Here is a 19,526-nt window from a genome sequence, read left to right as displayed (position 1 = left end):
CCTCGTCCGCCCCCGTGGGCGACCAGCCGGCCGGCTTCGGCGCGGAGGCCCTGGCCGGATCGGCTTCCGGCAGGGCCTGCACGGCCAGCGCCAGCGTCTTGCCGCCGCCGCCGGCGCAATAGTCGACGACGATGCTGTCGGGCGTGAAGTTCAGCCCGGAGCCAGCCAGCCAGGTCACGATCTGGCTGCCCTCGTCCTGGATCTCGATCTGGCCGGCCTTGAAGGCTTCGAGCGCCTGCACATTGGGCGGCGGCTCGGCCGACAGGCGCAGGCCGCGGGCCGACCACGGCGTCGGCTCGGGCTTCAGGCCAGCGGCGGTCAGCTCGGCCGCGACGGCCTCGACCGTGGTCCGGGCCGTGTTGACGCGCAGGTCGATCGGCGCGCGCGGAGCCATCAGCTCGCGGGCCTCCTCGCTCCAGCGCTCGCCGAAGGTGGTCTTGAAGTCCTCGACCACGAACTCGGGCAGGCCGGCGGCGACCCAGCCGGGCAGATCGCCCTCCCCGGCCGTGATGCGGGCGCGTTCCTGTTTCGACAGCGGCCGCGGACCGTAGCCCTCGCCGGAGTGCAGGGCTTCGATCTCTTCCAGCGACAGGCCGTCGATCAGGGCCAAGGAGCCGATGACCAAGGCCCGGCCGTCCTCGCGCCCGCCCATGGCCCAGACCAGCCGGCCGCGGGCGCGCAGCACGCGATAGACGCGGTCAGCCACGGCGCGGCGGTCGCCCGATCCGGCGTAGCGGTTGGCGGCGCCCCACGCTTTCAGCACGACCTCGGCCGGGGCTCGCCCCTGGGCGATGCTGTCGAGGACGGAGGCGGCGGCGGCGAGGCGGGCGGCTGGGGTCAATTCAGGCTTTCAAACGAACAGGGCGGCGAGGACCATCACCAACCCGCCGGCGGCGACGAGCCAGACCAGCGAACGGATGTAGGGCACGCCGAAGGCGTAGAGCGGCAGGTAGATCAGCCGCCCGAAGAAGTAGAGATGCGTCCCGACGAAGGTCAGGGTCTGCCCGTCCTTACCGGCGATATGCGCCATGATCACGGCGGCGGCGAAGATCGGCAGGGTCTCGAACAGATTGGTCTGGGCCCGCATCAGGCGTCCGGCGAGCTTGCCGGGGGGCGGAACGTCCGCGTCGCGGGGGCCGGCGTTCCATTTGGCGCCCAGCTCCGCCGTGCGCGCCATGCCGGCGGCCCCGATCTGGACCAGCGCCAGGATCAGGGTGAAGGCCAGCATGATGAACTCGGGCGTCATATCCATGGCCTGTCCCCTCGTCAGCCCTGCCGGTAGTTCGGCGCCTCGCGCGTGATCATCACGTCGTGAACGTGGCTCTCCCGCAGGCCGGCGCCGGTGATGCGCACGAAGCGGGCGCGGTCCTGGAAGTCGGCGATGGTGGCGGCGCCGACATAGCCCATGGCGGCGCGCAGCCCCCCGACCATCTGGTGCAGCACCGGGGCGATCGGCCCCTTGTACGGCGTCTGGCCCTCGATGCCCTCGGGCACCAGCTTCTGGGTGTCCTCGACTTCCTTCTGGAAATAGCGGTCGGCCGAGCCTGCCCCCATGGCCCCGACCGAGCCCATGCCGCGGTACGACTTGTAGGACCGGCCCTGGTACAGGAACACCTCGCCGGGGCTTTCGTCGGTGCCGGCGAACATCGAGCCCATCATGGCCACGGAGGCGCCGGCGGCGATGGCCTTGGCCAGGTCGCCGGAATATTTGATGCCGCCGTCGGCGATGACCGGGGCGCCGGAGTCCTTCGCGGCCCGGACGGCCTCCATGATGGCGGTCAGCTGGGGCACGCCGACGCCGGCGACGATGCGTGTGGTGCAGATGCTGCCCGGGCCGATGCCGACCTTCACGGCGTCGGCGCCCGCGTCGATCAGGGCGCGGGCGGCGTCATAGGTGGCGACATTGCCGGCGATGATCTGGATGCGGTTGGATTCGCGCTTGATGCTCTCGACCACGCGCGAGACCTGGACCGAGTGGCCGTGGGCGGTGTCGATGACGACCACGTCCACGCCGGCCTCGGCCAGGGCCATGGCCCGTTCATAGCCGGCGTCGCCGACGGTCGAGGCGGCGCCGACCAGCAGCCGGCCGTGATCGTCCTTGGCGGCGTGGGGGTGGGCCTGGGCCTTCTCGATGTCCTTCATGGTGATCAGGCCAGTGGCGCGATAGTCCTCGTCGACGACGATGACACGCTCGATCTTGCGGTCGCGCAGCAGGGCCAGGGCCTCGTCGCGGCCGGCGCCCTCGCGCACCGTGATCAGGTCGCCCGAGGTCATCAGCTCGGCGGCCCTGCGATTCGGGTCGGTGTCGAAGCGCATGTCGCGGTTGGTCAGGATGCCGACCAGCTTGCCGGTCTTCGGATCGACGACCGGAAAGCCGCTGATCTTCTTCTTCGCCCGGATCTCGCGGATTTCACCCAAGGTCGTCTGCGGGGTGATGGTCACCGGATTGATGACCATGCCGCTCTCGTAGCGCTTCACCTCCCGCACCATGTCGGCCTGCTGTTCGACCGTCATGTTGCGGTGAAGCACGCCCAGACCGCCGGCCTGGGCCATGGCGATGGCCAGCCTGCTTTCGGTGACCGTGTCCATGGCGGACGAGGTCAGCGGGATGTTCAGTCGGATGTCGCGGGTGAGCTTCGTCGAGACATCCGCGTCGGCGGGCATGATCTCGGACGGGCCGGGTTCCAGCAAAACATCGTCGAAGGTGAGCCCTTCGCGTATCTCCATGAGGAGTCTCCGTTTTGCGGGCCGCGTATAGCGGGGGTTCGCAGGGAACCGCAAGGGCCGCTCGCGCCTATGATGACGATAAGAACAATTGTCTTGCGGGCTGCGGCGCCGGCCCCACATCTGAAGGACGCATGGTTCGACTGTTGATCAGCACCGCCCGCCGCCTCGCGCTAAAGATCGCGAGCTATGGCGTGATGCACCTGGTGGTGGCCATTCTGGTGGCCTTCGCCATCACCCGCGACTGGCGGCTGGCGCTGGCCGTGGGCGTGGTCGAGCCGTTCTTCCAGACCATCGCCTATTCCATCCACGACCGTATCTGGCACCGCATCGAGCATCGGCGGATGCTGTCGGGGCTCGAGGAGGCCTCCGAGGCCTTCACCGCACGCCTGCAGATCATGGCGCCCGAGGAGCAGACCCGCGCCCACGGCCATCACGGCCACAGCCACGCCCTGCCCCGGTCGCTGAAACAGGTCGCGGTCAAATCCGTGACCTACGGCCTGATGCATTTCGTGGTCGCCGTCGCGGTCGCCTTCGCCCTGACCCAGAACTGGCGACTGGCCCTGGCCATCGGCATCATCGAGCCGCTGGTGCAGACGGTGTTCTTCACCGTCCATGACCGCGTGTGGGCGCGGATCGAGGCCCGCAAGGCGCGGGCGGCGGGGATGGCCTCGGCCTAGCGTTTGTTCATCGCCACGAGGAAGACCTCGGCGCTGTCCTTCCGGCTCGACTCCGGCTTGACGTATTTGACCGTCTCGAACTCCGATCGCAGCCGGGCCAGCACGCCGCCGGCGTCGCCGCCCTGGAAATTCTTGGACACGAAATGCCCGCCCGGCTTGAGGGTGCGGATGGCGAAGTCGGCGGCGATCTCGATCAGGGCGATGATCTTCAGGTGGTCGGTCTGGCGGTGGCCGACGGTGTTGTGGGCCATGTCGGACAGGACGAGGTCGGGCGGCCCGCCCAGCAGCTCCATCATCTGCTGATCGACCCCCGGATGGGTGAAGTCGGCCTGGATCAGGGTCGCGCCGGGGATCGGTTCGATCGGCAGCAGGTCGACGCCGACCACCGAGGTCGCGCCGCGCTTCAGCGCCACCTGGATCCAGCCGCCGGGCGCGGCGCCGAGGTCGATGACCCGGCTGCCCTGTTTGATCAGGTGGAATCGCTCGTCGATCTCCAGCAGTTTGAAGGCCGCACGGCTGCGCCAGCCCTCGGCGCGGGCGCGCTCGGACCATTTGTCGGACAGCTGACGCTTGATCCATTGCTGGCTGGACATCGACTTGGTGTCCGCCGTCTTCATCTTGGCGCCCATGCCGCGGCCGGCGGCGGTTCCGCCCGAGGGCGGGCGGACCATGCGTCGGCGCTCGACAGGCTTTTCTTCGTCGCTCATCGCATCCACATAGCCCCCGGCGGGTTTGCGGGCTATGCACCCGCGACAATTCACAAGGAGCAGCCCCCGATGGCCGATACCCTGACCTTCACTCTCGACACCGGCGACGGCGAAGCCCGCGACGTCGTCATCAAGCTGCGCCCCGACCTGGCGCCCGGCCACGTGGCCCGCATCACCGAGCTCGCCGGCGAGGGCTTCTACGACGGTGTGGTCTTCCACCGCGTCATCCCGGGCTTCATGGCCCAGGGCGGCGATCCGACCGGCACCGGCACCTCGGGCTCGAGCAAGCCGAACCTGAAGGCCGAGTTCTCGAAAGAGCGCCACGCCCGCGGCGTCTGCTCGATGGCCCGCACCTCGGACCCCAACAGCGCCAACAGCCAGTTCTTCATCTGCCTGGACGACGCCTCCTTCCTCGACGGCCAGTACACCGTCTGGGGCGAGGTCATCGAAGGCATGGACAACGTCGACGCCCTGCCCAAGGGCGAACCGCCCCGCAACCCGGGCAAGATCGTCAAGGCGACGGTCGGCTAGATACCAAAAGGGCCGCTCTTTCGAGCGGCCCTTTTCTTATTCGATCTCGACCACCTCGACCCGGGCGCCGTTCAGCACCAGGGCGATCTCGCCGCGCTTCAGCTTCAGCGCGTCCTCGCCGAACAGCTGGCGGCGCCAGCCCTTCAGGGCGTCGACGTCGGCCTCGTCGTCCAGCGCGATCTTCTCGAGGTCGGCGACATTGGCCAGCAGCTTGGTGGCCACGCCGGCGTTGTCGCTCTTGGCCTTGAGCAGGACCTTCAGCAGTTCAACCACCGACGGCGGGGCCGGCTGGTTGTGGGAAGGGCGCTCCAGCTTGGGGGCGTGGGCCTCGGGATCGGCCAGCACCCGCTTCAGTTCGGTCGAGAGTTCGACGCCGAGACGCGAAGCGCCGAAGCCCTTGGGCACCGAGCGCAGGCGGTTGAAGGCGTCCGGATCGGTCGGCCCCTGGGCCGCGATCTCGTCGATGGCCTCGTCCTTGAGGATGCGGCCGCGCGGCTGGTCACGATCCTGCGCCGCGCGCTCGCGCCACACCGCCGTGGCCACGAAGGCGGCGAGGTATTTAGCCGAATATTTCTTGGGTTTCAGCCGCTTCCAGGCTTTTTCGGGGTCCGTGTCGTAAAGGGCCGGATCGGTCAGATCCTCCATCTCGGCGGTGACCCAGTCGAGACGGCCGTCCTTCTGCAGCCGGTCGCGCAGCTTGGGAAACAGGGCCGCCAGATGGGTGACGTCGCCGAGGGCGTAGACCAGCTGGGCGTCGGACAAGGGCCTGCGGGCCCAGTCGGTGAAGCGGCTGCCCTTGTCGACCTCCTGGCGCAGCATCTGGCGGACCAGCGCCTCATAGGAGACCTGGTCGCCGAAGCCGGCGGCCATGGCGGCGACCTGGGTGTCGAACATCGGCCGGGGCATGGCCCCCAGTTTGACGAAGATCTCCACATCCTGGCGCGCCGCGTGGAAGACCTTGAGGATCGATTCGTCGCGCAACAGGTCGAGGAAGGGCGACAGGTCGATCCCGTCGGCCATCGGATCGATGATAGCCGCGTCTGTGGCCGACGCCGCCTGGATCAGGCACAGGCGCGGCCAATAGGTCGTCTCCCGCATGAACTCGGTGTCGACCGTGATGAAGGGCTGGTTGGAGAGCTTTGCGCAGAAGTCGCGCAGCGCCTCGGTGGTGGTGATGGGCGTCATTCGGATGCTATAGCCCCGCGCAATGCGGTTGTGGCAAGAGCCGCCGCACAAATCCGCCCACTGATTCAGGCCCGTGACCGATGAGCGACACCCCCGAAAGCCGGCGAAACGGCCTGACCTACGCCGATGCGGGGGTGGATATCGACGCCGGCGAAATGCTGGTCGACGCCATCAAGCCGCTGGCCAAATCGACCCGGCGACCCGGCGCCGAGGCCTCGCTGGGGGGATTCGGGGCCCTGTTCGACCTCAAGGCCGCCGGTTTCGAGGACCCGCTGATCGTCGCCACCACCGACGGCGTCGGCACCAAGCTGAAGATCGCCATCGAGACCGGGCGGCATGACGGGGTCGGCGTCGATCTGGTGGCCATGTGCGTCAACGACCTGCTGGCCCAGGGCGCCGAGCCGCTGCTGTTCCTGGATTATTACGCCACCGGCAAGCTGGAGATCGACGCGGCGAAGCGGGTCGTGGCCGGCATCGCCGAAGGCTGCCGCCATGCCGGCTGCGCCCTCGTCGGCGGCGAGACGGCCGAAATGCCGGGCATGTACGCGGGCGGCGACTACGACCTCGCGGGATTCTCGCTGGGCGCCGTCGAGCGCGGCCACGCCCTGCCGTATCTGGACCGTCAGGCCGAGGGCGACGTGATCATCGGCCTGGCCTCGTCCGGCCCGCACTCCAACGGCTATTCCCTGATCCGCAAGGTGGTCGAGAAGTCCGGCCTGTCGTGGGGCGACGACGCGCCCTTCGCCAAGGACCGCACCCTGGCCCAGGCCCTGATGGAGCCGACCCGCATCTATGTGAAGCCGGTGCTGCCGCTGATGAAGGCCGGCCTGATCAAGGGCGCGGCCCACATCACCGGCGGCGGCCTGATCGAGAACCCGCCGCGGTGCATCGCCGAGGGCCTGCACGCGGCGTTCGACTGGGACGCCATCCCCCTGCCCCACGTGTTCCAGTGGCTGGGCGAGACGGGCGGCATTTCCGATCACGAGATGCGCCGGACCTTCAACTGCGGCGTCGGCTTCATCCTGGTGGTCGCGCCGGAGAACGCCGAGCCGGTGCTGGCGGCCCTGCTCACCGCCGGCGAGGTCGCCTTCGTCTGCGGCCAGCTGGCGGCCGACTAGCTCGCCTCGTCGTCGAGCACCCAATAGCTGACGCGGACGACCGCGGCGCGGCCCGGATTCTGGTGAACGGTGGCCGTGACGCCGCCGCGGGTCCAGACGGGCCAGTCCTCCGGCTCATCCGGCACGGCTGTGAAACCGGCGCTTTCCAGCGGCCCCGCCACGGCCTCGCGCGCCTGGGCGAAGCCGCCGGCGCGCGCCTGAACCTCGCAGGCCCGACGCAGGGTGCCCTCCTCGACATTGCCGCCGAGGGTGAGCTTGACCAGATGACGCCCGTCGGCGGTTTGCAGATCCCCGGCGCCGTCGCCGCCGGGTCGCGGCTCGAGGCCCGCGAGGGCGATATTGTCCGCCGACGCCTCGCCCGTGGCGACGAACGGAAGGCAGACCCCGACGACGATATCCCGGGTGGCCTGACCGGGGCTCTGGGCCAAGGCCGCAAGGGCCGCGGCAAGGATCAATGCGTGCATCTGGTTCTCCGACGAACACTGTCCCGGAGGAAGGGCGCGAGCGCAAGCGGCCCGCATTGACCGCCGTCCTGCGCCCCGGCAAGGTCCGGCCTCCCTACGCTGAGAGGTCGCCGATGCGCGCGCTGTCGATCGCCCTGACCGGGCTGATGCTGGTTTCGGGCTCCGCCGCGGCCCAGACCCCCGTTTCGCCCGAGCACGCCCTGCTTCACCAGGTGGCGGGCGAGGTCCGGCCCGAGCGGATGCGCGCGGACATCGAGGCGATGGTGAGTTTCGGGACCCGCCACACCATGTCCGAAACGCAGTCGGACACTCGCGGCATCGGCGCCGCCCGGCGCTGGGCCCAACGCGAATTCGAGGCCATCAGCCGCGACTGCGGCGGCTGCCTGACCATCGTCACCCCCTCGGACACCATCACCGGCCCGCGCGTGCCGACGCCGACCGAGGTCGTGAACGTCGTCGCCATCCAGCGCGGCACGGGCGACCCCAACCGGGTCATCATCATCTCGGGCCATATCGATTCCCGGGTCACCGACGTGATGAATTTCACCGACGACGCGCCGGGAGCCAATGACGACGCCTCGGGCGTGGCGGCCGCCCTGGAGGCGGCGCGGGTGCTGTCGAAGCACCGGTTCGACGCCACCCTGGTCTATGCCGCCCTGTCGGGCGAGGAACAGGGACTTCTGGGCGGCAAGATCCTGGCCGACTACGCCCAGGCCCAGGGCTGGCGGGTCGAGGCCAATCTGAACAACGACATCGTCGGCAACTCCGAGGGCCAGTCGGGCGTGCGCGACACCACCCGGGTGCGCGTCTTCTCGGAAGGCACCAAGACGGTGGAGACCGAGGCCCAGGAGGCGCGCCGGCGCTACAACGGCGGCGAGGTCGATTCCTCATCGCGCAATCTGGCGCGTTTCGTCGACGCGATCGCTGATCGCTACCTGACCAATTTCGACGTCGAGATGATCTATCGCACCGACCGCTACGGCCGCGGCGGCGACCAGGTCGAGATGCTGCGCCACGGCTTCCCCGCCGTCCGCATTTCAGAAGGCGCTGAAAACTACGACCGCCAGCACCAGGACCTGAGGGTCAAAGACGGCGTGCACTACGGCGACACCATCGACGGCGTGGACTTCGACTATCTGGGGCAGGTGGCGCGGCTGAACGTCGTCGCCATGGCCGCACTGGCTAACGCCCCCGCCACGCCCCTGGACGTGACCATCGAGGGCGCGGTCAAGCCGGACACGACGGTGAAGTGGCGGGCCGTTCCCGGCGCGGCCGGCTATCGCGTCTGGTGGCGCCCCACGACGGCGCCGCAATGGACCCGCAGCCGCTGGGCCGGATCGGCCACCGAACTGGTGCTGCCGGGCGTGGTCATCGACGACTACTTCTTCGGCGTCTCGGCGGTGTCGGATGACGGCTACGAGAGCCCGGTGGTCTTCCCGGGCCCCTCCGGGTCGTTCGTCTCGGTCGGCGACCCCGCTCCGCCCGCGCGCTGATGCCAGAGCCGCGTTCCGGCCGCGTCCGCGCCGCCGTCCTGATATCCGGCGCCGGCTCCAACATGGCCGCCCTGATCGACGCCGCCCGGGCCGACGACTGTCCGTTCGAGGTCGTTCTGGTCGTGTCGAACAAGCCTGACGCCGGCGGACTGGCGGTCGCGCGCGACAAGGGGGTGGCGGTCGCCGTCGTCGACCACCGTCCGTTCGGCAAGGATCGCGAGGCGCACGAAAAGTCCGTCGACGCCCTGCTGCGGGCTCAGGAGGTCGAGGTCGTCGCCCTGGCCGGCTACATGCGGCTGCTGACCCCGTGGCTGGTCCGGCGATGGGAGGGCCGGATGCTGAACATCCACCCCAGCCTGCTGCCGAAATACCCGGGACTGGACACCCACGCGCGGGCGCTGGCGGCGGGCGATGTCGAGGCCGGCTGCACCGTGCACCTGGTCACCGAGGGCGTCGACGAGGGGCCGATCCTGGCCCAGGCGACGGTTCCGGTGCTGGCGGACGACATCCCCGCCAGCCTCGCGCAACGGGTGCTGACCGCTGAGCACAACCTGTATCCCCGCGCCCTGGCGGACTTCTGCCGGCGGAGATGAGAAGTTTGTAATCTGGCGACTTTCGCCGCGACAGCCTCGCGGGGTTGAGTCAGGTTGCCGGCCGGATTCCAATCGGGGGCTTTCATGCTCAAACTTCGCCTTATGGCCTGCGCGGCCAGCGCCGTCCTCCTGCTCGCGGCTCCGGCCGCCCTGGCCCAGAACGCTCCGCCCATCGTCGAGATTCCATCGACGACCCAGCCGGCGATCGGCGAGTTCGGTTTCGACATGGCTGGCATGGACACGTCCGTCCGCCCCGGCGCGGACTTCAACCTGTACGCCAACGGCGTCTATCTGAAGAACACGCCGATCCCGGCGGACCGCACCTCGTACGGCGCCTTCCACATGCTGCACGACCGCTCGCAGGAGAACCTGAAGACCCTGATCGAGGAAAGCGTCGCCAACCCGGGCTCCAGCGAGGACGCCGGCCGCATCGGCGCCTTCTACGGCAGCTTCATGGACGAGGCGACGGTCGAGCGGCTCGGCGCGAGTCCGCTGGACGCCGACCTGGCCGAGGTCCGCGCGGCCGACACCCGCGAAGAGATCGCCGCCCTGATGGGCCGCACCCAGGCCGGCTTCGGCTCGTCCATCTTCGGCGCGCAGATCTTCGAGGACCTGCAGGACGCCCGCAAGACCAGCGCCTACATCGTCCAGGGCGGCCTCGGCATGCCGGACCGCGACTACTATCTCGAAGAGAGCTTCACCGAGCAGAAGGCGGCCTACCAGGCCTATGTCGCCAAGGCGCTCGAACTGGCCGGCTGGCCCGATCATGAGAAGGCGGCCGCGGATATCGTCGCCTTCGAGACCCGCATCGCCGAACAGCACTGGACCGCGGTCCAGAACCGCCAGATCGACAAGATCTACAATCCGACCACGATCGCCGAGCTGACGACCACGGCGCCCGGTTTCGACTGGGCCGCCTGGGCCGAGGGCGCCAGCCTCGACGCGGCTCCGGTGCTGATCGCCGCCAACAACACCGCCTTCCCCGGCATGGCGCGGGTGTTCGCCGAGACGCCGGTCGAGACCCTGCAGTCGTGGCAGGCCTTCCATGTGATCAGCCAGGCGTCGCCCTATCTGTCGTCGGCCTTCGTCGACAACCGCTTCAACTTCTACGGCAAGACCCTGGGCGGGCAGCCCGAGAACCAGCCGCGCTGGAAGCGGGGCGTGGCGACGGTCGACGGGTCGCTGGGCGAAGTCCTGGGCCGCGAGTTCGTCGCGCGTCACTTCCCCGCCGAGTCCAAGGCCCAGATGGAGGAACTGGTGGCCAATCTGCGCGCCGCCATGACCGCCCGCATCCGCGGCCTCGACTGGATGAGCCCCGAGACCAAGGAACAGGCGCTCTACAAGATGAGCCGCTTCGGGGTGAAGATCGGCTATCCGGACGAATGGCGTGAGTACGACGGCCTGCGTCTCGAGCCCGGCGATCTCTACGGCAATGTCGAGCGGTCGGCCGCCTTCGAATGGGCCTTCAACGTCGCCAAGCTGACCCAGCCGGTCAATCCGCTGGAGTGGGGCATGACCCCGCAGACGGTGAATGCCTATTACAATCCGGTGCGGAACGAGATCGTCTTCCCCGCCGCCATCCTGCAGGCGCCGTTCTTCGATCCGAACGCCGATCCGGCGGTCAACTATGGCGGCATCGGCGCCGTCATCGGTCACGAGATCACCCACGGCTTCGACGACCAGGGCCGCAAGACCGATGGCGACGGCGCCCTGCGCGACTGGTGGACGGCCGAGGACGCCGCCAAGTTCGAGGAACGCGCCAAGGTGCTGGGAGCCCAGTACTCCGCCCTGACGCCGCTGGAAGGGGCCTCGGTCAACGGCGACCTGACCATGGGCGAGAACATCGCCGACCTCGGCGGGCTGCTGCTGGCGCTGGACGCCTACCGCATGTCGCTGAACGGCCAGCCGGCCCCGGTGATCAACGGTCTGACCGGCGACCAGCGGGTGTTCTTGGGCTGGGCCCAGGTGTGGCGTTCGAACATCCGCGACGAAGCCCTGCGCCAGCAGGTGACGGTCGATCCGCACGCCCCGGCCCAGTACCGGGCGGGCGCGACGGTGCGTAACATCGACGCCTGGTACGAGGCGTTCGGCGTGCAGCCGGGCGACGAACAGTACCTGGCGCCGGACGCCCGCGCCCGCATCTGGTAGGCCGGCGCGTTCGTTATGGACTGAGGACGGCCCCGGCGGGCGAACCGCCGGGGCCGTTTTCCATGGCGCAGGTCGGGAGATCCTCGCCGAGGTTCGGATGTGGGCGCATCCGTCATACTTGCGTTGTCAGACACTCTTGGTGATATATCATTTATCACAAGAGAGACTTCCCTCATGATCACCGGCCCCCAGCTTCGCGCCGCCCGGGCGCTTCTCGGCATCGACCAGCGCGAGCTGGCCCGGCTGGCCGGGCTGTCGCCGCAGACGGTGCAGCGGATGGAGGCCTGCCCCGGTTCGGTGCGGGCGGTGGTCGACAGTCTGGAGAAGGTGGTGACGGCGCTGGCGGACGCCGGGGTCGAGATGATCGCCGAGGGCGCGCCGAGCCAGGGGACGGGGCGCGGGGTGCGGCTGGTCGAGCGGAAGGCGGCGGGCGATGGGCGCTGACTGGAAACTGTTCCTGCCAAAAACCGTCACGGTCCTGAGGCAGGGCTACGGCTTCGTCGATTTCCGCGCCGACGGGATCGCCGGCCTGACGGTCGCCGTCGTCGCCCTGCCCCTCGCCATGGCCCTGGCCATCGCCTCCGGGGCGACGCCCGAGGCGGGCCTGGTCACCGCCGTGGTGGCGGGTTTCCTGATCTCCGCCTTGGGCGGCAGCCGCTTCCAGATCGGCGGGCCGACGGGCGCCTTCGTGGTCATCGTCTACGGCGTGATCAGCAAGCACGGCTACGACGGCCTGCTGATGGCCACCCTGATGGCCGGCTCCATCCTCGTCGTGGCCGGTCTCGCCCGGGTCGGGAGCCTGATCAAATACATCCCGGACCCGGTCACCACCGGCTTCACCAGCGGCATCGCCGTGGTCATCCTGGCCAGCCAGCTCCCCGACCTTCTGGGACTGACGGCCGCGGAGGTCCCGGCCGAGTTCATACCCAAGATGCAGGCGCTCTGGGCCGCGCGAGACACGCTGACGCCGCCGGCGGTCGCGCTGTCGGCGGTCTGCGTGGCCGCCATTCTGGTGATGCGACGCCATGCGCCCAAGGCTCCGGGCTTCCTGATCGCCACCGTCGCCGCGGCCGTGGCGGTCGCCGCCATCGGCCTCCCGGTCGAGACCATCGGCTCGCGCTTCGGGGAGATGAACGCGCGCATCCCCCTGCCCGACCTGTCCTTCTGGACCTGGGGCAAGGCGGTCGACGTCCTGCCCAGCGCCCTCGCCATCGCCCTTCTGGCCGGGGTCGAATCCCTGCTCTCGGCCGTGGTCGCCGACCAGATGACCGGACGCCGGCACCGTTCGAACATGGAGCTCACGGCGCAGGGCGTGGCCAATATCGCCTCGGCGGCGGTCGGCGGCCTGCCCGCCACCGGCGCCATCGCCCGGACGGCCACTAACATCCGCGCCGGCGCGCGCACGCCCGTGGCCGGGATGCTGCACGCGGCCTTCCTGCTGGTCTTCATGCTGGTGCTGGCGCCGGTCATGGTGTTCGTGCCGATGGCGGCGCTGGCGGCCATTCTGGTGGTCGTGGCGATGAACATGGCCGAGAGCCATCGCTTCCGCCTTATCCTGCGCACCTCAAGCGGCGACCGGGCGGTGCTGCTCGCCACCTTCGGCCTGACCGTGCTGGTCGACCTGACCGTGGCCATCGGCGTCGGCATGACCCTGGCGACCTTCATCTTCATGCACCGGATGTCGGCCCTGGCCACCCTCGAAGGCCGCGCGCCCCTGATCGAGGGCGACCGTCCGGACATCGGCGAAGGCCGCTACGCCCCCAACCAGGGCCTGCCCGAGGACGTCGGCGTGCTGACCTTCCGGGGGCCGCTGTTCTTCGGCAGCGCCGGCCTGATCAAGGATGCGATGGACCGGATCGGGACCCGGCGGCGCACCTGGATCCTGCGGCTGGAAGACGTCCCGATGCTGGACCCCACCGGGGCGCTCGCCTTCGCCGACCTGTTGGCCAGGATGCAAGGCGATGACGCCGAGGTCATCGTCGTCGGGGCCAGCCACGCCGTGCTGAAATCGCTGATGCAGGCGACGCCGCGCGACCGGCTCAAGAGGGTGCGTTTCGTCAAGACCTTCGCCACCGCGCGCAAGCGGGTCGAGGCGGCTCACCCGGCCCCTGCATAGCGAAACGGCTGGCCCCGCGAGGGAGCCGGCCGTCCGTATCGACTGCGGGACCGTCGGATCAGCCGACGATCTGGTCGTCCGTGAAGAACTGGGCGATCTCGATCTTCGCGTTCTCGAGCGAGTCCGAGCCGTGCACCGAGTTCTCGCCGATCGACAGGGCGAACTGCTTGCGGATGGTGCCGTCGGCGGCGTCCTTCGGATTGGTGGCGCCCATGACTTCGCGATAGGCGGCGACAGCGTTCGGGCCTTCCAGCACCTGCACCACGACCGGCTCGGCCGTCATCTGGCCGACCAGTTCGCCGTAGAACGGGCGTTCGGCGTGGACTTCGTAGAATTTCTTGGCCTGGGCCTCGGTCAGCTTGACGCGGCGCTGGGCGACGATGCGCAGGCCGGCGCCCTCGATCACGGCGTTGATGGCGCCGGTCAGGTTGCGGCGCGTGGCGTCGGGCTTGATGATCGAGAAGGTGCGTTCGGTCATGGGAGTGACTTCTTGTTGGGAGATTGAGGGTGGCGGGCTTATAGACGCGCCCTCCGCCCTTTCCAACATCCCCGTTTGCCCTATCGCTCGGCGACCGCCGGGAGCGCCCCTCGCCTATCGGACCTACGTCTTCGCCATGCTCCAGATCACCGACCTGACCTTCAACGCCTGGGGCCGCAAATTCCTCGAAGACGCGTCCGTCAGCCTGCCGCCGGGCGCCAAGGTCGGGCTGGTCGGCCGCAACGGCATCGGCAAGTCGACGCTGTTCAAGCTGATCCTCGGCGAACTGGCCGCCGGCGGCGACGAGATCAGCCTGCCGAAGACGGCCCGCATCGCCTCCGTCGATCAGGAGCACCCGGCCACGCCGGTCAGCGTGCTGGAGACCATTCTCGAAGCCGACGTCGAACGCCACGACCTTCTGACCCGGCTGGAGACGGCCGAGCCCGAGGAGATGGGCGAGATCTGGACCCGGCTGATCGAGATCGACGCCGACGCCGCCCCGGCCCGCGCCGCCGAAATCCTCGTCGGCCTCGGCTTCGACCAGGAGAACCAGCAGCGGCCGATGTCCGAGTTCTCGGGCGGCTGGCGCATGCGCGTGGCCCTCGCCGCCGCCCTGTTCGCCGAGCCGGACATGCTGCTGCTCGACGAACCGACGAACTACTTGGACCTCGAAGGCGCCCTGTGGCTGGAGGCGCGGCTGAAGAAATACCCGCACACGGCCCTGATCATCTCGCACGACCGCGAGATGCTGAACGAGGTCTGCACCCACATCCTGCACCTCGCGAACCGGACGCTGGAGCTCTACACCGGCAACTACGACCAGTTCGAAAAGGCCCGCGCCGAAAAGGCCCGGCTGCTGATGTCGGCCAAGGCCAAGCAGGACGCCGAGCGCGCCCACCTGCAGGCCTTCGTCGACCGCTTCAAGGCCAAGGCCTCCAAGGCCGCCCAGGCCCAGTCGCGCATGAAGCGGCTGGCCAAGATGCAGCCGGTGGCGACGACCATCGAGGAGCGCGTCGCCCCCTTCATCCTGCCGTCGCCGCCGCGCCCCCTGGCCCCGCCCCTGATCCGGCTGGAACAGGCCAATGTCGGCTATGAGCCGGGCAAGCCGATCCTGCGCAATCTCAACCTGCGCATGGACCTGGACGACCGCATCGGCCTGCTGGGCGTCAACGGCGCCGGCAAGTCGACCTTCGCCAAGATGATCGCCGGGGCCCTGAACGTCGAAAGCGGCGAACTGCACCGCGACCGCAAGATGCGGGTGGGCTGGTTCCACCAGCACCAGATCGAGGCCATGGACCCGACCGACACGCCGCTGGAGATCATCCGCCGCGCCATGCCCGACGCCGCCGAGAGCGCGCGCCGCTCCAAGCTGGCGCAATGGGGTCTGGGCTATGAGAAGCAGGAGACCACGGTCGCCAGCCTGTCCGGCGGCGAGCGCGCCCGCCTGCTGCTCAACCAGGTGGCGATGGACGCGCCGCACATCCTGATCCTCGACGAACCGACCAACCACCTCGACATCGACAGCCGCCGCGCCCTGCTCGACGCCCTGAACGACTACTCCGGCGCCGTCATCCTGATCACCCACGACCGCTCGCTGATGGAGATGGTCGCCGACCGCCTGTGGCTGGCCGCCGACGGCACGGTGAAGCCCTGGGACGGCGACATGGACGACTACGCCAGATTTGTCCTCGATCGCGCCAAACAGGCGGCGGTGAAGCCCTCGCAGATCAAGGCCGAAACGGAAGCGAAGGCCGCGCCCGCCGCCGCGCCCGCGAAAAAGAACGAGAAGAGATCCGGCCCTTCACCCTCGACCCTGCGTCATGCGGTCAAGAAGGCCGAGGAGCGGATGGCGGCCCTGACCGCCGAGGTCGCCCGCATCGACGACGACCTCTCCAACGCCGCCGTCAGCAATCCGAAGGCGCTGGAAGGCCTGACGCGGGCAAGGGCGAAGACCCAGGCCGATCTCGACGCCGCCGAGGCCGCCTGGATGCAGGCCGAAGAAGCGCTGGCGGAGGTGAGCTGAATGAAGCCCATCACATTCAGCCGCGAGGAGACCGACGCCATCACGGCCAAACTGCGGGTCTACTTCCGTGACGAGCTGGAGACGGACCTCGCCGCCCTGCCCGCGGAGATGTTGCTGGACTTCCTGAGCCGCGAGATCGGACCGTTCTTCTACAACCGCGGCCTCTATGATGCCCAGGCCGTGATGACCGCCAAGGTCGAGGACATCGCCGAGGCCATCTACGGCCTGGAGCGCGGCTAGGCCGGCTTCGTTACAGAAACCTCATGCAGCCGGGTGCATCCACGGGCGGCGGACACAGCCTCATCTCTCTGACAGCGTGACCGTCACGCTCCACAGGGCGCCAAAATGTCGAATACCATCGTCTTCGAGACCGTGGGCCAAGGCGCCCGCCACCTGTTTCGGACCCGCCACGGCGGGGTGCGTCTCGCCCTTGTCAGCCTGACCGCCCTGGCGCTTTCCGCCGCCCCCGCCCTCGCCCAGGACCCGGAGCGCATGGACGAGGTCGTGCGGGCCTCGGTCGAGGCGGAGGAGTTCTCGGGATCGGTTCTGGTCGCGCGCGATGGCGAGGTCCTGCTCGACCGGGGCTACGGCTTCGCCAACCGGGAATGGAGCATTCCCAATGACGGCGACACCAAATTCCGCCTGGCGTCCGTGTCCAAGCAGTTCACCGCCGTCGCCATCATGATCCTCAACGAGCGGGGACTGGTCGATCTGGACGCGCCGGTGAAGACGTATCTGCCGGATGCGCCGGCGGCCTGGGACGGGGTGACGATCCGCTACCTGCTGACCCACACCTCCGGCGTGCCCAGCTTCACCGATTTCGACGACTATGAGACGTCGAAGACCCAGCCGGCCACGATCGACAGCCTGATCGCGCGCTTTCGCGACCATCCGCTGGACTTCCAGCCGGGCGAGGGCTGGACCTATTCCAACTCCGGCTATGTCCTGCTGACCGCCGTCGTCGAGAAGGCCAGCGGCAAGTCCTACGCCGACTTCGTCGCCGAAGCTCTCTTCCAGCCCCTCGGCATGAGCGACAGCGGCTACGACAGCCACGCCGCCATCCTGCCGCATCGGGCCTCGGGCTACGCCCCGACCGCCCGGGGCTTCGTCAACGCCGATTACGTCGACATGAGCATCCCGCAGGGCGCGGGTGCCCTGTATTCGACCACCCACGACCTGCTGAAATGGGAACAGGGCCTGTTCGGCGGCCGTCTGTTGCGCCCGGAGTCGCTCACCCTCCTGACCACGCCCGTTCGCAACCAGTACGCCTTCGGCCTGGTGGTCAAGGAGAAGGACGGAGACACGACCGTCGCCCACTCGGGCGGCATCGAGGGCTTCAACACCTATATGGCCTTCGATCCGGCGCGGCGGACCACGGTCGTCGTGCTGGGAAATCTCAACGGCCCCGGCGCGGACCAGGTCGGCGGCTCTCTTATGGCGCTCGCCCGCGGCCAGACCGTCACCCTACCCGGCGAGCGTCAGGCGTTCACGGTCGCGCCCGAGGTGCTGCGGGCCTACGAGGGCGTCTATGAGCTGTCGCCGACCTTCGCCATCACCGTATCGGTCGTGGACGGCAAGCTGATGGCCCAGGCCACCGGTCAGAGCGCCTTCGAATTGCATGCGGAAGCCGCCGACGCGTTCTTCCTGCGCGTGGTCGACGCCCAGGTCACCTTCACTCGCGACGCCTCGGGCGCCGTCGACGGCCTGATCCTGCACCAGGGCGGCCGGGACATGCCCGCGCTGAAGAAATGACGCCGCGCCAACCGTGACGCCGGACAACACAGCCGCGCCCGTTTCTCCGTCAGAGACTCGGCTGTAGGCGAACGGCCCGTCGCCCGGGTAAGGTGCGAGCCACATGACCACCGGCCCCGAAATCTGGTTCTACCACCTCGAGCGCTCGACGCTCGACCAGGTGCTGCCCGGCCTGCTGGAGAAGACGCGCGAGCGGGGCTGGCGGGCGCTGGTCCGCGCCGCCGACGAACGGCGTCTCGACGACATCGACGAACGGCTCTGGACCTACCGGGACGACAGCTTCCTGGCGCACGGCCGGGCGTCGGAGCCCGAGGCGGCGCGCCAGCCCATCCTGCTGACGCAGAACGAAGAGAACCCGAACGGCGCTCAGGCGCTGTTCATCGTGGACGACGCACAGCTTGGCGATACGAAAGGGTTCGATCGATGCTTCATCATCTTCGACGGCAGGGACGAGGCGGCGCTGGCCGCGGCCCGGGTGCGCTGGAAGACGTTGAAGGACGGCGGTGCCAACCTCGCCTACTGGAAGCAGTCGCCCGAGGGGCGCTGGGAAAAGGCGGCCTGATCGGCCCGTCCCTGCTGGCTCTGACCGCGCTCGCCGCCTGTTCGACCCCCGCTTCGGACGCGTCCGCGCCGCGCGCCGTCGAGGAGGCCCAGATGCGCCAGCCGGTCGGGGTTCGCCTGGTCAGCCCGACGACGGACCTGTGCCGCGCCGGCGAGATGCAGTGGCTGGTCGGGAAACCGAAGACCGAGATCCCCGTTCCGGTCGACGTGGTCAATCGCCGGGTCACCTGCACCACCTGTCCGGTGACCGAGGACTTTTCGCCCCACCGCCTGAACATCTTCTTCAACGCCCAGACGGACATCGTCGAACAGGTTCGCTGCGGCTGACGCCAGGGAGAGACGCCCCATGAAGATCCCGATTTTCGGCCTCGCCGCCGCCGGCCTGCTCGCCGCGGCCTGCGCCCCCGTCGAGACCGGGCCCGCGCCCATGCCGCCCGGAGACGGGCCCTCGCAATGCCGGGCCGACCAGTATCAGCGCTACATCGGCCGCAACCGGTCGGAACTGCCGCCCCGCCCCGCCGGCGAGGTCTGGCGCGTGACCTGCACCACCTGCCCGGTGACCATGGACTACAACCCCGGCCGGCTGAACATCCTGTACGATCAGGACAGCGGCGTGATCCGCGAGGTCAAATGCGGATGAGAGCCCTGATCCTCACGGCCGGAACCCTGGCGCTGGCGGCCTGCGCGCCGACGGCGGAGACGCCGAGCGAGCCCATCCCCCAGCGCTGCAACGCGGACTCCATGCGCTCCCTGATCGGTTCGCACGTCGGCGCCGTCACCTTCCCGGCCGACGCCAATATCCGCATCGTCTGCACCACCTGCCCGACCACCAAGGACCTGCGGCCGGACCGGCTCCGACGGGCTGTCCTCAACCGCAACCGACAGGTCGACGATCTTCACGGTACCTCCACGTCGGGAAACCACTCGGTGAGGTGCTCGCGCAGCACGTCGCG

At 69.0% G+C, this 19,526-nt stretch carries 20 protein-coding genes and 2 pseudogenes; 15 read left to right on the top strand and 7 right to left on the bottom strand.

Annotated elements, in window-relative coordinates; translation table 11 throughout:
- From RDU12_RS02490 to guaB, 3 genes and pseudogenes are all read right to left on the bottom strand, one after another.
- A pseudogene (locus RDU12_RS02490) lies at window positions 1-841 on the bottom strand (RsmB/NOP family class I SAM-dependent RNA methyltransferase); the annotation flags it as partial.
- Window positions 842-850: 9 nt separating this feature from the next.
- Window positions 851-1,252, bottom strand: coding sequence for an MAPEG family protein (locus RDU12_RS02485; RefSeq protein ID WP_300290512.1), 402 nt, complete (start codon window positions 1,250-1,252; stop codon window positions 851-853).
- 14 nt (window positions 1,253-1,266) lie between these two features.
- Window positions 1,267-2,727 carry an IMP dehydrogenase gene (gene guaB, locus RDU12_RS02480; RefSeq protein WP_300290513.1) on the bottom strand — a complete coding sequence of 487 codons (1,461 nt, stop codon included), beginning with the start codon at window positions 2,725-2,727 and terminating at the stop codon, window positions 1,267-1,269.
- A gap of 131 nt (window positions 2,728-2,858) precedes the next feature.
- Here guaB and RDU12_RS02475 point away from each other — a divergent pair, with 131 nt between their 5' ends.
- On the top strand, window positions 2,859-3,404 hold the full coding sequence (locus tag RDU12_RS02475; protein ID WP_300290515.1) for a DUF2061 domain-containing protein: 546 nt from the start codon (window positions 2,859-2,861) through the stop codon (window positions 3,402-3,404).
- Here the strand turns inward: RDU12_RS02475 and RDU12_RS02470 are convergent.
- Window positions 3,401-4,111: an RlmE family RNA methyltransferase gene (locus RDU12_RS02470; RefSeq protein ID WP_300290517.1), complete on the bottom strand. Its 711-nt coding sequence runs from the start codon at window positions 4,109-4,111 to the stop codon at window positions 3,401-3,403. The genes RDU12_RS02475 and RDU12_RS02470 overlap by 4 nt on opposite strands.
- 69 nt (window positions 4,112-4,180) lie before the next feature.
- Between RDU12_RS02470 and RDU12_RS02465 the strand changes: the two genes are divergently transcribed.
- Window positions 4,181-4,642: a peptidylprolyl isomerase gene (locus RDU12_RS02465; protein WP_300290519.1), complete on the top strand. Its 462-nt coding sequence runs from the start codon at window positions 4,181-4,183 to the stop codon at window positions 4,640-4,642.
- Between the two features lie 36 nt (window positions 4,643-4,678).
- Here the strand turns inward: RDU12_RS02465 and rnd are convergent, their stop codons facing one another.
- Window positions 4,679-5,827: a ribonuclease D gene (gene rnd, locus RDU12_RS02460; protein WP_300290520.1), complete on the bottom strand. Its 1,149-nt coding sequence runs from the start codon at window positions 5,825-5,827 to the stop codon at window positions 4,679-4,681.
- Window positions 5,828-5,907: 80 nt separating this feature from the next.
- Between rnd and purM the strand changes: the two genes are divergently transcribed.
- A complete protein-coding gene (gene purM, locus RDU12_RS02455; RefSeq protein ID WP_300290522.1) occupies window positions 5,908-6,945 on the top strand; it encodes a phosphoribosylformylglycinamidine cyclo-ligase in 1,038 nt (345 codons plus the stop codon).
- On the opposite strand, the gene RDU12_RS02450 is transcribed toward purM, so the two are convergent.
- Window positions 6,942-7,409, bottom strand: a complete 468-nt coding sequence (locus RDU12_RS02450) for a hypothetical protein (protein ID WP_308684048.1) — start codon at window positions 7,407-7,409, stop codon at window positions 6,942-6,944. The two genes, purM and RDU12_RS02450, sit on opposite strands and share 4 nt — an antisense overlap.
- Before the next feature lie 113 nt (window positions 7,410-7,522).
- Here RDU12_RS02450 and RDU12_RS02445 point away from each other — a divergent pair, with 113 nt between their 5' ends.
- The 5 genes from RDU12_RS02445 to RDU12_RS02425 all read left to right on the top strand — a co-directional run bounded on the left by RDU12_RS02445 (window position 7,523) and on the right by RDU12_RS02425 (window position 13,759).
- A complete protein-coding gene (locus tag RDU12_RS02445; RefSeq protein WP_300291737.1) occupies window positions 7,523-8,902 on the top strand; it encodes a M28 family metallopeptidase in 1,380 nt (459 codons plus the stop codon).
- Window positions 8,902-9,495, top strand: coding sequence for a phosphoribosylglycinamide formyltransferase (gene purN / locus RDU12_RS02440; RefSeq protein WP_300291735.1), 594 nt, complete (start codon window positions 8,902-8,904; stop codon window positions 9,493-9,495). Before RDU12_RS02445 ends, purN begins: the two co-directional genes overlap by 1 nt.
- 84 nt (window positions 9,496-9,579) lie before the next feature.
- A complete protein-coding gene (locus RDU12_RS02435; RefSeq protein ID WP_300291733.1) occupies window positions 9,580-11,643 on the top strand; it encodes a M13 family metallopeptidase in 2,064 nt (687 codons plus the stop codon).
- A 174-nt stretch (window positions 11,644-11,817) separates the two neighbouring features.
- The gene (locus RDU12_RS02430; RefSeq protein WP_300290169.1) at window positions 11,818-12,087 is read left to right on the top strand and encodes a helix-turn-helix domain-containing protein; all 270 of its coding nucleotides are present in this window, start codon (window positions 11,818-11,820) and stop codon (window positions 12,085-12,087) included.
- A complete protein-coding gene (locus RDU12_RS02425; protein WP_300290168.1) occupies window positions 12,077-13,759 on the top strand; it encodes a SulP family inorganic anion transporter in 1,683 nt (560 codons plus the stop codon). Before RDU12_RS02430 ends, RDU12_RS02425 begins: the two co-directional genes overlap by 11 nt.
- A gap of 58 nt (window positions 13,760-13,817) precedes the next feature.
- On the opposite strand, the gene ndk is transcribed toward RDU12_RS02425, so the two are convergent.
- Window positions 13,818-14,237 carry a nucleoside-diphosphate kinase gene (gene ndk, locus RDU12_RS02420; protein ID WP_300290167.1) on the bottom strand — a complete coding sequence of 140 codons (420 nt, stop codon included), beginning with the start codon at window positions 14,235-14,237 and terminating at the stop codon, window positions 13,818-13,820.
- Window positions 14,238-14,373: 136 nt separating this feature from the next.
- Between ndk and RDU12_RS02415 the strand changes: the two genes are divergently transcribed.
- The 7 genes and pseudogenes from RDU12_RS02415 to RDU12_RS02385 all read left to right on the top strand — a co-directional run.
- Window positions 14,374-16,260, top strand: a complete 1,887-nt coding sequence (locus tag RDU12_RS02415; RefSeq protein WP_300290166.1) for an ABC-F family ATP-binding cassette domain-containing protein — start codon at window positions 14,374-14,376, stop codon at window positions 16,258-16,260.
- Window positions 16,261-16,500: a DUF2164 domain-containing protein gene (locus RDU12_RS02410; RefSeq protein WP_300290165.1), complete on the top strand. Its 240-nt coding sequence runs from the start codon at window positions 16,261-16,263 to the stop codon at window positions 16,498-16,500. It begins immediately after the preceding gene.
- A gap of 105 nt (window positions 16,501-16,605) precedes the next feature.
- A complete protein-coding gene (locus RDU12_RS02405) occupies window positions 16,606-18,012 on the top strand; it encodes a serine hydrolase (protein ID WP_300290164.1) in 1,407 nt (468 codons plus the stop codon).
- A 103-nt stretch (window positions 18,013-18,115) separates the two neighbouring features.
- The gene (locus tag RDU12_RS02400; RefSeq protein WP_300290163.1) at window positions 18,116-18,574 is read left to right on the top strand and encodes a DNA polymerase III subunit chi; all 459 of its coding nucleotides are present in this window, start codon (window positions 18,116-18,118) and stop codon (window positions 18,572-18,574) included.
- Window positions 18,575-18,666: 92 nt separating this feature from the next.
- Window positions 18,667-18,900: a hypothetical protein gene (locus tag RDU12_RS02395; protein ID WP_300290162.1), complete on the top strand. Its 234-nt coding sequence runs from the start codon at window positions 18,667-18,669 to the stop codon at window positions 18,898-18,900.
- A gap of 19 nt (window positions 18,901-18,919) precedes the next feature.
- On the top strand, window positions 18,920-19,213 hold the full coding sequence (locus tag RDU12_RS02390; RefSeq protein ID WP_300290161.1) for an I78 family peptidase inhibitor: 294 nt from the start codon (window positions 18,920-18,922) through the stop codon (window positions 19,211-19,213).
- Window positions 19,210-19,526, top strand: a pseudogene (locus RDU12_RS02385) (hypothetical protein); the annotation flags it as partial. The gene RDU12_RS02390 and the pseudogene RDU12_RS02385, both read left to right, overlap by 4 nt.

The sequence above is a fragment of the Brevundimonas sp. genome (assembly GCF_031082345.1).
Taxonomy (GTDB): domain Bacteria; phylum Pseudomonadota; class Alphaproteobacteria; order Caulobacterales; family Caulobacteraceae; genus Brevundimonas.
Note: the sequence above shows the minus strand (reverse complement) of the source record. Positions and strands in the feature narration are given on the sequence as shown.